Origin of the sequence: Streptomyces sp. NPDC090022 (assembly GCF_044748145.1) — a bacterium.
In the GTDB taxonomy this organism is placed as follows: Bacteria; Actinomycetota; Actinomycetes; order Streptomycetales; family Streptomycetaceae; genus Streptomyces.
Genome location: NZ_JBIVFN010000002.1, coordinates 442,705 through 455,040, shown reverse-complemented (window position 1 = coordinate 455,040; position 12,336 = coordinate 442,705). Strand labels below are relative to the sequence as shown.

The 12,336-nt window shown below is 72.7% G+C and carries 12 protein-coding genes, 1 tRNA gene and 1 pseudogene; 9 read left to right on the top strand and 5 right to left on the bottom strand.

Features of this window, described 5'->3' with window-relative positions; genetic code table 11:
• Positions 1–46: 46 nt before the first annotated feature.
• Positions 47–508 (bottom strand): GatB/YqeY domain-containing protein, encoded by a 462-nt coding sequence (locus ACIPXB_RS06715; RefSeq protein ID WP_401445379.1) that lies wholly within the window; start codon positions 506–508, stop codon positions 47–49.
• 67 nt (positions 509–575) lie between these two features.
• On the opposite strand from ACIPXB_RS06715, the gene ACIPXB_RS06710 reads away from it, so the two are divergent.
• The 7 genes and pseudogenes from ACIPXB_RS06710 to ACIPXB_RS06680 all read left to right on the top strand — a co-directional run.
• A complete protein-coding gene (locus ACIPXB_RS06710) occupies positions 576–1,517 on the top strand; it encodes a metallophosphoesterase (protein WP_401445377.1) in 942 nt (313 codons plus the stop codon).
• Between the two features lie 97 nt (positions 1,518–1,614).
• Positions 1,615–1,688: transfer RNA gene (locus tag ACIPXB_RS06705), tRNA-Pro, on the top strand.
• A gap of 232 nt (positions 1,689–1,920) precedes the next feature.
• Positions 1,921–2,772 (top strand): hypothetical protein, encoded by an 852-nt coding sequence (locus tag ACIPXB_RS06700; RefSeq protein WP_401445374.1) that lies wholly within the window; start codon positions 1,921–1,923, stop codon positions 2,770–2,772.
• A 79-nt stretch (positions 2,773–2,851) separates the two neighbouring features.
• Complete coding sequence (locus tag ACIPXB_RS06695; protein ID WP_401445840.1) at positions 2,852–3,061, top strand: hypothetical protein; 210 nt, start codon at positions 2,852–2,854, stop codon at positions 3,059–3,061.
• 124 nt (positions 3,062–3,185) lie between these two features.
• Positions 3,186–4,631, top strand: coding sequence for a flotillin family protein (locus tag ACIPXB_RS06690; RefSeq protein WP_401445371.1), 1,446 nt, complete (start codon positions 3,186–3,188; stop codon positions 4,629–4,631).
• Positions 4,632–4,736: 105 nt separating this feature from the next.
• Positions 4,737–5,252 (top strand): hypothetical protein, encoded by a 516-nt coding sequence (locus ACIPXB_RS06685; protein ID WP_401445368.1) that lies wholly within the window; start codon positions 4,737–4,739, stop codon positions 5,250–5,252.
• A gap of 185 nt (positions 5,253–5,437) precedes the next feature.
• Positions 5,438–5,931, top strand: a pseudogene (locus tag ACIPXB_RS06680) (amino acid transporter); the annotation flags it as partial.
• Positions 5,932–6,001: 70 nt separating this feature from the next.
• Here ACIPXB_RS06680 and codA read toward each other — a convergent pair.
• Positions 6,002–7,306, bottom strand: a complete 1,305-nt coding sequence (codA, locus tag ACIPXB_RS06675; protein WP_401445365.1) for a cytosine deaminase — start codon at positions 7,304–7,306, stop codon at positions 6,002–6,004.
• A gap of 131 nt (positions 7,307–7,437) precedes the next feature.
• On the bottom strand, positions 7,438–7,605 hold the full coding sequence (locus ACIPXB_RS06670; protein ID WP_401445363.1) for a hypothetical protein: 168 nt from the start codon (positions 7,603–7,605) through the stop codon (positions 7,438–7,440).
• Positions 7,606–7,757: 152 nt separating this feature from the next.
• On the opposite strand from ACIPXB_RS06670, the gene ACIPXB_RS06665 reads away from it, so the two are divergent.
• Complete coding sequence (locus ACIPXB_RS06665) at positions 7,758–9,557, top strand: S9 family peptidase (protein WP_401445360.1); 1,800 nt, start codon at positions 7,758–7,760, stop codon at positions 9,555–9,557.
• A gap of 122 nt (positions 9,558–9,679) precedes the next feature.
• Positions 9,680–10,435, top strand: coding sequence for an SURF1 family protein (locus ACIPXB_RS06660; RefSeq protein WP_401445357.1), 756 nt, complete (start codon positions 9,680–9,682; stop codon positions 10,433–10,435).
• 12 nt (positions 10,436–10,447) lie between these two features.
• Here the strand turns inward: ACIPXB_RS06660 and ACIPXB_RS06655 are convergent, their stop codons facing one another.
• Together ACIPXB_RS06655 and ACIPXB_RS06650 are read right to left on the bottom strand one after the other, a co-directional pair.
• Positions 10,448–11,458 (bottom strand): hypothetical protein, encoded by a 1,011-nt coding sequence (locus tag ACIPXB_RS06655; RefSeq protein ID WP_401445354.1) that lies wholly within the window; start codon positions 11,456–11,458, stop codon positions 10,448–10,450.
• Entirely contained in the window at positions 11,455–12,219 is a 765-nt protein-coding gene (locus ACIPXB_RS06650) for a SigE family RNA polymerase sigma factor (RefSeq protein ID WP_401445352.1), read from the bottom strand. Before ACIPXB_RS06650 ends, ACIPXB_RS06655 begins: the two co-directional genes overlap by 4 nt.
• Between the last annotated feature and the right edge of the window lie 117 nt (positions 12,220–12,336).

Sequence of the window (12,336 nt, the reverse complement as noted above, 5' to 3'; positions counted from 1 at the left end):
GGCGGATCGGGCGCGGATCAGTCGCGGATCAGGCGAATCGGGCGGATCAGGCGAGGTGCTGCTTGACGACGGCGGCGACGCGGCCGCCCTCGGCCAGCCCGGCCACCTTCGGGTTCACGATCTTCATGACGACACCCATGGCACGCGGCCCCTCGGCCCCCTGCGCCCTGGCCTCCTCGACCGCCTGCGCCACGATCGCGGCGAGCTCGTCGTCGGAGAGCTGCTTGGGCAGGTAGGCGGCGAGGATCTCGCCCTCCTGGGTCTCCCGCTCCGCCTGCTCCGGGCGGCCACCCTGGGCGAAGGCGTCGGCGGCCTCGCGGCGCTTCTTCGCCTCCTTGGTGATCACCTTGAGGATCTCCTCGTCGGAGAGGGTGCGCGCCTCCTTGCCGGCGACCTCTTCCTTGGTGATGGCGGAGAGGGTGAGCCGGAGCGTGGACGAGCGCAGCTCGTCGCGCGCCTTGATGGCGGTGGTGAGGTCTTCCTGGAGCTGGGCCTTGAGCGTGGTCATGCAACGAGTCTGCCAGGTGATGACCGGGTGCCGCCCACTCGTTTTCGGCGTCTGCGACGATGTCCCCATGCGCGCGCGTTACGGAATCCCCCTCAAGGTCACCGCCGGAATCGCGGCGGTGGGGGCCGCGGGAGTGGCCTACGCCGCCGGTTTCGAAGCCCGGTCGTTCCGGCTCCGGCGAATCACGGTCCCGGTGCTCCCGCGGGGCATGCGGCCGCTGCGGGTCCTGCAGGTGTCGGACATCCACATGGTCCGCGGGCAGCGCAAGAAGCGCGCCTGGCTCCAGTCGCTGGCGGGCCTGCGCCCGGACTTCGTGGTCAACACCGGCGACAACCTCTCCGACACCGAGGGCGTGCCCGAGGTGCTCGACGCCCTCGGCCCGCTGATGTCCTTCCCCGGCGTGTACGTCTTCGGCTCGAACGACTACTACGGGCCGCGGCTGCGCAACCCCGGGCGCTACCTGATCGAGAAGGTCCAGGGCCGGCACGGGCTGAACGGCAACAAGCCGGTCGTCGGCGCCGTCCACAACCCGTGGGAGGACATGCGCGACGCCTTCGACGCGGCGGGCTGGCTGAACCTGACCAACACCCGGGCCCGCCTGAAGCTCGAGGGCCTGGAGCTCGCCTTCACCGGCCTGGACGACCCGCACATCAAGCGCGACCGGTACGAGCGGGTGGCAGGCGGCCCGGAGGCGGACGCCGACTTCTCGATGGCGGTGGTGCACGCGCCGTACCTGCGCTCGCTGGAGTCCTTCACGGCGGACGGCTACCCGCTGATCCTGGCCGGTCACACCCACGGCGGCCAGCTGTGCATCCCCTTCTACGGCGCCCTGGTCACCAACTGCGACCTCGACACCGACCGCGTGAAGGGCCTGTCCACCCACGAGGCCAACGGCAACCGCGCCTACCTGCACGTCTCTGCCGGCTGCGGCACGAACCGCTACACCCCGGTCCGCTTCGCCTGCCCCCCGGAGGCCACCCTCCTGACCCTGACCGCGGCCACGACCTGACCGCCACGCACTCCGCGAAAACCGGATTTCGTCTCAGGCCGAGGGTCCGCTAGAGTAATCGATGTCGCCAGGGCAGCCAGTCTGCAGGGGCGGCGATCGGGGTGTAGCGCAGCTTGGCAGCGCGCTTCGTTCGGGACGAAGAGGTCGTGGGTTCAAATCCCGCCACCCCGACTTCGTAAGACCAGGTCAGGGGCCTGATCCGAGAAATCGGATCAGGCCCCTGACTGGCGTTTGCCCCTGTCGTGGGAGCCAACGGGAAGCCGACCCCGAAACTCGGCTCCCTACCCCCCCTCCGTGATCTACCGCAAGGAACTGACCCGGGGGGGGCGACCCGCGCATAGGCTCAGGACGGCCGGCGTGGGACCGGCTGGACGTCCTCGGGCTGGACGCCACGGGGCGGCTCGTGGTCGTCGAGCTGAAGCGCGGAACAGCCGACCGTGACGTCCACCTCCGGGCGATCACCTACGCCGCTCTGGTTTCCCGGTTCGACCTCGACGCGCTGGCCCAGGCGCACCGCGAATTCCGGAAGGGCAGGGGCGAGGTCCTCGAACTCGACGAGTGCCGGCAACGTCTCCTGGATCATGTGGACGGGGAGTGGAGCCCGGAGCTCCTCCAGCGCCCCAGGCAGGTGATCATCGCCGGCGGCTTCCCCAAGCAGGTCACCCACACCGTGGTCCGGCTGTCGGAGATGAACCTCGACATCGACCTCATCCAAGTAGGCCTGTGGAAGGTCGACGGACAAGTCCTCGCCGACCTCACCAAGGTCTATCCCACCCCGGAGGTGGAGGAGTTCACTCTCGCCCCGGCCCGGATCGAGGCCGAGGCAGCGGCCAAGAAGCTGGAGGAACGCTCGCGGTCCCAGAACGCCGTGCACGTCATCGTCGGCGCCGGGCTGCTCCCGGACGGCACCCTGCTCACACCGACGCCGAGGCAAGGGCACCACCTGGTGGGACGTCGACACCGCCCACGTCCCGGACACCGTCGCCCCCGACGCGTGGGGAACTCTGGCCAGGACCAGCCTCACCGGCCTGGCCGAGCAGCTCAGCGGCACCGGCAAGGACTGGACGAGCGTGCACGACCTCCTGGCGGCGGTCCCCTCAGGCTGGTGGACGACACCGACGTCCTGCCGACCGAAGGCATCTATTGCAACGCAGGCGCCGCGGCTCGGCTCGGGCTATACCTGATCACCCCGAGGGCAGTCGGCCGCGTGGTTCGGAGCCCAGATGGGGCGCTGACACCGGTGCCGGCTGCGTGACCGTGGCTTTCGATCTTCCTCACTCGCTCGGCGCCCTTGTGTCGGGGGCAGCCGGTAGCCTGCGGGTATGGCCGATGACATGGTGGGGCTGTCCGGGCGGGTGACGGGCACGGTGGGGCCGGGGCTGGTGGGCGAGGTCATCGTGCGGATCCGGGGCGGGGCCGAGCACTTCCTGGCGTACCCCGCGCTCGGGGAGCGGGACCGGCTGGAGGTCGGGGCCGTGGTGACGGTCGTGGAGTACCTGGCGCCGCGGACCGTGTACGTGACGGCCGCCTATCCGGGCGGCTGAATTCCGTAACTGTCCCTTTTCGTCTCAGGATTGCGACAAGTGACGGTCAGCGGCTTCTGTCGCGGACGTACCGGGCGCACACTCCCCTTCACCGGCGCCGAGCGGCGCCGGCCTAAGGGGGCGAATGCCGATGGCCATCGGCGTCGTTGCGGGACTCGTTCTCGCCGCTGTCATCGTCGTGGTCGGCCTGTTCAAGCTCATGTGGCGGGTCGCCGAGCCGAACGAAGCACTCATCATCTCCGGTTCCACCCACAAGACCGAGGGTCTCGGGGAAGGGATGGGATTCCGGATCGTCACCGGGCGCGGCACCCTCGTGCTCCCCGGTGTGCAAGCGGTACGCAAGCTCTCCCTCGACCTCAACGAGACGCAGCTGTCCGTGGACTGCGTGACCCAGCAGGGCATTCCGCTGCGGGTCAAGGGCGTGGTCATCTTCAAGGTGGGCGACGACTTCGTCTCGATCGCCAACGCCGCCCGCCGTTTCCTCGACCAGCAGAAGATGATGCCCGAGCGGGTGCACATCGTCTTCGCGGGCCATGTCCGCTCCATCGTCGGCGGGCTGACCGTCGAGGACATGATCCGTGATCGCGAGAAGCTCACCGGGCAGACCCGGGCCGCCTGCGGCACCGAGATGGAGAAGCTGGGGCTGATCGTCGACTCGCTCCAGATCCACGAGATCGAGGACCCCACCGGGTACATCAAGAACCTCGCCATGCCGCACGCCGCCGCGGTCCAGCGCGACGCCCGCATCGCGCAGGCCGAGGCGAACCGGCTGGCGACCGAGGCCGAGCAGACCGCCTTCGCGCGGATGGCCGAGGCGACCCGGGACAGCGAGATCCTGCAGGCCGGCTACCAGGCCGAACGGGACAAGGCGGCCGCCGCCGCACGGCAGGCGGGCCCGCTCGCGGACGCGGCCGCGCGGCAGGAGGTCGTGGTCCAGGAGACCCGGGTGGCGGAGCTGGAGTCCCACCGCCGCGAGCAGCAGCTCCAGGCCGACGTGCGCAAGCCCGCGGACGCCCGGGCCTACGAGCGGCGCACGATCGCCGAGGCGGAGCGCGACGCCCGGATCTCGGCCGCGCAGGCCAAGGCAAAGGAGACCGAGCTCGCGGCGGCGGCCGAGGCGCGGGCCACCGAGGCGCGCGGGCTGGCGGCGGCGACGGCGACCCGGGCCACCGGTGAGGCGGAGGCGGCGGCCGCGCAGGCCAAGGGGCTGGCGGCGGCGCAGTCGGCGAAGGCCAGGGGCCTGGCGGAGGCCGAGTCCATCAAGGCGCGGGCGGAGGCGCTGGCCGAGAACCAGGAGGCCGTCGTCGCCCAGCAGCTCGCCGAGAACTGGCCGCTGATCGTGGAGGCCGCGGCGGGTTCCTTCGGCAAGGTGGAGCACATGGTGCTGCTCAACGGCGCCGAGGGGATGTCGGAGATGTTCGCCAAGGCGCTCACCATGGGTGGCACCGGGCTGGGGCTGGCCCGGCAGCTCATCGCCTCCATGGGGCCGGGTGGGGGCAACGGGGTGGGTGCGGTCGCCGGGGCAGGTGGTGAGGCTGTTTCCGAGGTGGTTTCGATCACCGAGGCGTAAAGCCGGTAGGCGGGGCGCCAACGGGGTCTATGGACTTCGTCAACGGCCCGTCAGCACTGCGTCAGGAACGGCCCGCCGGGGAGCCGGCGGGCCTACCGTCGGGGCATGGGACGACGTATCAGCCTGCCCGACACCGACCAGGGTTGGGCATCCGAGCGACGTACCGCCCTGGGGGCGGCCGGCCTGCTGCTCGCGGCGATCCTGACGGTCGACGCAGGCGCCGGACTCCTCACCCCGGCCCGGGCCGCGCTGTGGGCCGGGCTGGCCGCCCTCGCCTTCGTGATCCTGCTGCCGTCGCGGGTCTCGGCCGGGCCCGGCCGGCTCGCCGTGCGCGGGCTGCTGACCGAGCGGCAGGTGCGGACGGACGCATTGGTCTCCGTGCGGTGGATGGACGGGGTCGCGCAGCGCATGGTGCTCCGCGACGCCGACGGGCACCGTGTGGAGATCGATCCGGAGGTGTTCGTACGCAATCCCGCGATGTGGCGGCGGGTCGACGAGGACACCCGGGGCTGTGTCGAGCGGGGCACGCTGCTGTGCGGCGCGACCGCGATGCGGCAGCTGGCGGCACGGATCGACCGGCGCACGGCGCGGTCGGTGTTCCAGGTGTCCGGACTGGGGTGAGCCCCGGCCACCGCGCCCGGCGGGCCCACCACCGCCAACCGGCTCATGATCGGCGTTGACGACGCGTCGGGATGGCGTCGTCACCGTGCAGATCTGATCACCCTGAGTGCGCCGGCTGCGCCGTCCCGTGCCGACGGTCGGAGCATGCCGTACGACAGGAGCGCCCGACGATGGCCACCCCTGCCCGCACCTCGCGCGTGAAGATCGGCGCCTGCTTCATCGCCGGCATCCTGGCCCTCTCGCTCCTCTCCCGCCTCGCCCGCATCTTCGAGCTGCGCGTCACGCACGTCGAATTCGACGACATGGCCGCGCGGTTCGTCCGCGACACCGCCAACCGCACCATCCGGCTCATCGCCAACGAGCCCGACAACCGCGACAAGGCCGAGTACCGCGAGAAGGTCGAGCAGATCCGCGCCGACAACGACATCTTTGCTGACGCTGGAGAGCTCCACCGTCCCCAACGCCCTCGCCCGCGCTGCTCCTGCCCATCCGGGACGAGACCGGGCAGCGGCCGCGCATCTACTTCGAGTGGACCGAGGGCAATCCACTCGCCGACTTCCTACGGTTCTTCCTCTTCGGGCAGGGCGAGGTCGCGCCCGTCACCCGCGAGGTGATCCGCGAGGTGATCCGCGAGGCGGAGCCCGACCGCGCCCGCCGCCCCCACGTGCACGCGGGCTGACGCGGCGGGCTGACACGGCGGGCGGCCGCACCGGCCGGCCGCCGTCCCGTCCGGGGAGGGGCGCGGGTGGCTACGGGTGGGTGAACGTCACCTCCCTGGGTGGCTCGTCCGGCCAGGTGAGGTGGGTGGCCGCGGGCGGGGTCGTGGCCAGCAGGTGGCCGCGGGAGACCACGTGGCGGGGCCGGACCTGACGGCGCAGCGCCTCGGCCGGTGAAGGCGCCGGGAGGAGGACGAACGAGGCGGGCGCGCCCTCCGTGATGCCGTACTCCTCCAGGCCCAGCACCCGCGCCGCCCGGTCGGTCACCATCGAGAAGGCCGTCGGGATCTCGTCCGCGCCGGTGAGCTGCGCGGCGTACAGCCCCATCAGGGCCGTCTGGAGCGGGTTGCCGGTGCCCAGGGCGTTCCACGGGTCCATCACGTCGTCGTGCCCGAAGGCCACGTTCACCCCCGCCGCCAGCATCTCCTTGACCTGGGTCAGGCCCCGCCGCCGCGGGTAGCCGTCGAAGCGGCCCTGGAGATTGAGGTTGGCGAAGGGATTGCAGACCAGATTGATGCCCGAACGCCGCAACAGCCGCTGCAGCTTGTAGCTGTACGCCCCGTTGTACGACCCCATCGCCGTCGTGTGCGAGGCGGTGGCCCGCCCGCCCAGGCCCGAGCGCAGCGCGAGGGTGGCCAGGACCTCGACGAAGCGGGACTGCTCGTCGTCGATCTCGTCGCAGTGGGCGTCCACCCGCAGCCCGTGCCGCTCGGCGAGCTCGAACGCCAGGTGGAGGGAGGCCACCCCGTCCTCCCGGGTGTCCTCGAAGTGCGGGATGGCACCGACGACGTCCGCCCCGCGCGCCACGGCCTCGCTCATCAGCTTCCCGCCACCCGGGAAGGAGAGGATGCCCTCCTGCGGGAACGCCACGATCTGGAGGGTCATCACCTCCCGCACCCGGTCGCGGACTTCGGCGAGCGCGTCCAGCGCGACCAGCCGGTCATCGGTGACATCGCAGTGCGTCCGCACATACAGCACCCCCTGCGCGGCCTGCCAGCGCAGCACCTCCGTCGCGCGGGCGATCACGTCCTCCCGCGTCAGGCTCTGCTTGCGCTCGCTCCAGCAGGCGATGCCCTCCCAGAGCGTCCCGGAAGCGTTCGGGCGCGGCTCGCCCGCCGTCAGCGCGGTGTCCAGGTGGATGTGCGGCTCGACGAAGGGGGCGCTGATCAGGTCACCGTGCGCCTCGATCAGCGTGCCGGTCGCGGGCGGCTCCTTCTGGTCGTCGTACGGCACGACGCGCGCGACGCGGCCGTCCTCCGCCACCTCCACGTCGACGGGACCGGGGGCGAGCCGGCCCTCCCCCGTGTGCAGCCGGGCACCCCGGACGATCATTCGCATACGCTCACGATACGACCGGTCACGCAGTGTGCCCACCCCGCGGCCGCCCCTGTGGACGACCGCCCGCCCGGCCCGCGGCGATCGGCCCGCCTTCGCGCGCCGGCCGCGGGCCGGGTGACCGGTGCCGGGACTCAGCCGCGCTTGGCCTGAGCCTTCTGCTGCATGCCCCTCGTCTTCGCGGAGAGCTGCTGCGCGTCTCTGACCGCGGCCTTGGCACGTGCCTCGGCCGCCGTGTTCTTCGCCATCGCGCGCTCGGAATCGTGGTGACCGATCTTGCCGGCACGATCCTTCTTGGCCATGATCACTCCTCCTCGGAGCACTCGGACGTCGCGGGGCGTACGCAGTCCACTGTCCCCCCGTTCGGCGCAGTCGGCATCCCGGGGCCCCGCCGTCAACGCCCGGGCCGGAAATCCCCGCCCGCGGGGCCGCGCCGTACGCCGAGAATGTGGCTATGACCAGCGATACGACGATCACGGCCGACATGCCCGACTGGGAGAAGCGCTTCCGCGCGCCCCGCGTCCTGATGCCCGAGTGGGCCGAGGACGCACCCGACCGCTCCCTCTACATCTCGAACGTGACGGGCACGTACGAGTTCTACGCCTGGGACCGCGCGACCGGCGACCGCCGGCAGGTGACCGACCGCCCCAACGGCACCACCGACGGCACGCTCTCCCCCGACGGCGAGTGGATCTGGTGGTTCAACGACAAGGACGGCGACGAGTTCGGCACCTGGGTGCGCCAGCCGTTCGCGGGCGGCGCCGACGAGCCCGCCACCCCGGGCCTGGAGCCCTCGTACCCGGCGGGCCTGGCCATCGGCCGCGACGGCACGGCCGTCGTCGGGCGGTCCACCGACGAGGACGGCTCGACGATCTTCGTCTCCCGGCCGGACGCCGCACCCGTCGAGATCTACCGGCACCGCGAGTCGGCGGGCGTCGGCGACCTCTCCCGCGACGGCACGCTGATCGCCGTCGAGCACACCGAGCACGGTGACTCGATGCACTCCTCGCTGCGCGTCGTCACCCTCGACGGCACGACCGTCGCCGAGCTGGACGACACCAAGGACGGCACCGAGGAGCTGGGCCTGTCGGTCCTCGGCTTCGCGCCCGTCCCCGGCGACACCCGGCTTCTGGTCTGCCACCAGCGCCGCGGCCGCTGGGAGCCGATGATCTGGGACGTCGCCGACGGCACCCAGCAGGACCTGGCGATCGACCTGCCCGGCGACGTGGGCGCGCAGTGGTACCCGGACGGCTCGGCGCTGCTGGTCTCGCACAGCTTCGAGGCGCGCGACGAACTGTGGCGCTACGACCTCGCGGGCCGCGAGCTGGTCCGTGTGGACACCCCGCCCGGCTCCCTCTCGGACGCCTCCGCGCGGCCCGACGGAACGGTGGAGTACCTGTGGTCCTCGGCCGCCGAGCCCTCCGCCGTACGGTCGACCGCGGTCGGTGTGGTCCTGGAGCTGCCGGGTCTGCGGGCGCCGCGCTCGGTGCCGGTGGAGGACGTGTGGGTGGAGGGCCCCGGGGGCCGGATCCACGCCCTCGCGCAGCGTCCGGTGGGCCACGGCGACGGCCCGTTCCCGACCGTCTTCGAGGTGCACGGCGGCCCGACCTGGCACGACAGCGACGCCTTCGCCGCGGGCCCGGCGGCGTGGCTGGACCACGGCTTCGCGGTCGTCCGGGTCAACTACCGGGGCTCGACCGGGTACGGGCGGGAGTGGACGGACGCCCTCAAGCACCGGGTCGGCCTGATCGAGCTGGAGGACGTGGCCGCGGTGCGCGAGTGGGCCGTGGCCTCCGGACTCGCAGATCCGCGCCGGCTGGTCCTCTCGGGCGGGTCGTGGGGCGGCTACCTGACGCTGCTGGGCCTGGGCACGCAGCCCGACGCGTGGGCGCTGGGGCTGGCGGCCGTGCCGGTGGCCGACTACGTGACGGCGTACCACGACGAGATGGAGACGCTGAAGGCGCTGGACCGCACGCTCTTCGGCGGCACCCCGGAGGAGCAGCCCGAGCGCTGGACGGCCTCGTCCCCGCTGACGTACGTGGACGCCGTGCGGGCGCCGGTCTACATCGCGGCCGGGGTCAACGACCCACGCTGTCCGATCCGGCAGATCGACAACTACGTGGACCGGCTGGCGGCGCGCGGCGCGGTGCACGAGGTGTACCGCTACGACGCCGGGCACGGCTCGCTGGTGGTGGCGGAGCGGATCAAGCAGCTGCGGCTGGAGCTGGACTTCGTACGCAAGCACCTGCCGTAGGACGTGTGACGCGACGGTGTGACGCCGCCGTGTGACGCGGCACACCTGGCGCAGGGCCTCGGCCGTGCGGCCGGCGCGGACCTGCCGTGAGGTCGCCGGTGCACCCCCCGTACCGTGGAGGGGTGCACCGGTTTCTGCTGACCCCGCGGTGGTGGGGGATCAACGTCTTCGTCGTGCTGGCCGTCCCCTTCTGTCTCTTCATGGGGTCGTGGCAGCTCGGCCGGTTCGAGGACCGCGTCGACAGTCATCGCGAGGCGTCGGCCGGGCGGCCCGCCGACGAGGCCGCCGTCCCGCTGGACTCGCTGCTCCCGGTGGACAAGAAGACCTCGGGCCGCATGGCGACGGCCTCCGGCGAGTACGCCGAGCAGTTCCTGGTGCCGGAACGCTCGCTGGAGGGCCGGACCGGCTTCTACGTGCTGACGCTGCTGAAGACGGCCGGCGACGGCAAGGTCGTCCCGGTCGTCCGCGGCTGGCTGCCGGGGGACGCCGACCCCGCGAAGGCGCCCGCGCCGCCGGCCGGGCCGGTCTCGGTGACCGGCGCCCTCCAGGCCCCGGAGAACTCGGGCACCAGGGGCGTGCACGCCTCCGGCGGCCTGCCGGCCGGACAGCTCGGCGTCATCGGTGCGGCCTCCCTGGTCAACCTGGTGCCGCACGACCTGTACGACGCCTGGCTGACGGTGCAGACCGCGTCGGACGGGCTCACACCGGTGCCGGCGAAGGCGCCCGCGAACACCGGACTGGACCTGAAGGCCTTCCAGAACCTGGGCTACACGGGCGAGTGGTTCGTCTTCGCCGCGTTCGTGCTCTTCATGTGGTTCCGGCTGTACCGCCGCGAGGTGGAGTCCCTGCGCGACGCCGAAGCGGGCCTGGCCGCCTGATCCGCCGGCCCCCTACGGGGTGGGCGACTGCGGGATGGTGCCCGTCCGGTAGACCGTGCCGGCGCACGGGGACGACGGGAGCGTGGTCTGCGCCGTCGGCGCGCCGGGCCGCGCGGTGAGGGTGACCGAGACGCCCGGCGACGCGGGCGGCTGCGGCGGGGGCGCCGCGGCCTCGGTGTTCGCCGCGGGACCGGTGGCCGGACCCTGCGGGTCGCTGGCGGTCGGCGCGGGGCAGGACAGGGCCGACGGCACCCAGGCGTAGCGGACCTCGTACGACATGTGCGGCGCCAGGACCAGCGAGGCGACCTCGGACGACGGATCCGGCAGCCCCGGGGCCGGGTCGGACGGCGTATGGGCGAGGACCTCGGTGCCCGCCGACGCGGTCACCGCGTCCGGCCCGGTGACCACGCAGCCCAGCGCCGAGACGTTGGTGACGCGGAAGCTGCCGTAGACCTTGCCGTCGGAGTCGGGGGTGCCCGCGCTGCCCGACACGCCCAGCTGTCCCGCGGTGCACAGGGGCACCCCGGGGGCGGCGGCGGGCGGCTGCGGCCCGGAGCTGAGGGTGGGCGCGGCGGAGGTGCCGCCGGCCGTCGTCTGCGGGGCCTCCGGCGAGACGCCCGGCCGCTGGTCGGGGACCGCCGGGACGGTCGCGCCCCGGGTCGGGGAGCCGGTGGGCTGCCGCTGGTGCCCGGAGCCCGTGGCGTGCGGGTCGGAACCGGTGCCGGCGGTGCCCGGCACGTCCTGGCCGTGTCCGGCCATCGCCGGACCGTCGGCCTCCGTGTGTTCGGTGCCGTCCGTCAGGTGCAGCACCGCCGGGGTCCCGCCGCCGATCAGCAGCACGGCGGCCGCGGCGCCCACCAGCGCCTGCCGCTTGCGGGCCCGGCGCGCGGGGACCGCGTGCCGCAGCCGCTCCAGGGCCAGCGGGGCGGGTTCCAGGTCGGAGACCGCCCCGTGCAGCAGCGCCCGCAGGGCCCGTTCGTCGTCCGGGGCGGGGGCCTGGCCGTCGTTCCGGTCGTCCTTCATGACTGCGCAGCCTCCATCGCCACCCGCAGCGCGGCAATGCCCCGCGATCCGTACGCCTTGACCGAGCCCAGGGATATCCCGAGCGTCTCGGCGACCTGAGCCTCCGTCATGTCTGCGAAGTAGCGCAGGACCAGGACCTCGCGCTGCCGCCGCTGAAGGCTCTTCATGGCCTTGATCAGGTCGTCCCGCTCCAGCTGGTCGTACGCGCCCTCCTCCGCGCTCGCCATGTCCGGCATCGGCTTCGAGAGCAGCTTGAGGCCGATGATGCGCCGGCGCAGGGCGGACCGCGAGAGGTTGACGACGGTCTGGCGCAGGTAGGCCAGGGTCTTCTCGCGGTCCCGGACGCGGTTGCGGGCCGAGTGGACCCGGATGAAGGCCTCCTGGACGACGTCCTCGCAGGAGGCGGTGTCGTCGAGGAGCAGCGCGGCGAGCCCCAGCAGGGAGCGGTAGTGCGCCTGGTAGGTGGCGGTGAGATGGTCGACGGTCGTCCCGGCGACGACATCGCCGACGCACGCCACGACGTCCTCGGCGCCGCCCGCGGCACCGGGCACACCGGCGCCGGGCAGGTCCTTGTCGCCGGATTCGGCGCTCTCGCGGGGCGGGGGCACGCTACCGCCCCGCACCGTGCGCGGGGGTGCCGTGCCCGTGTCGGCGGCGGCCGGTCTCACCGTGACGCCGTCGGAGATGCGTACGCGCCGCCGCACCGGGCCGAATCCCGTGCGCGCCGGTACGACGGCGAAGTCCAGCAATGCCTCTGCCACGCCAGTTGGACACCCGTCCCCCCGTCAGGGTTGTACGCGCGCGGCAGCGTCACTCCTGGTGCGTCAAATACCGTCATGCGTACCCGCTCTTCCCGATTGCCCCGTTCGTCGAGGCGG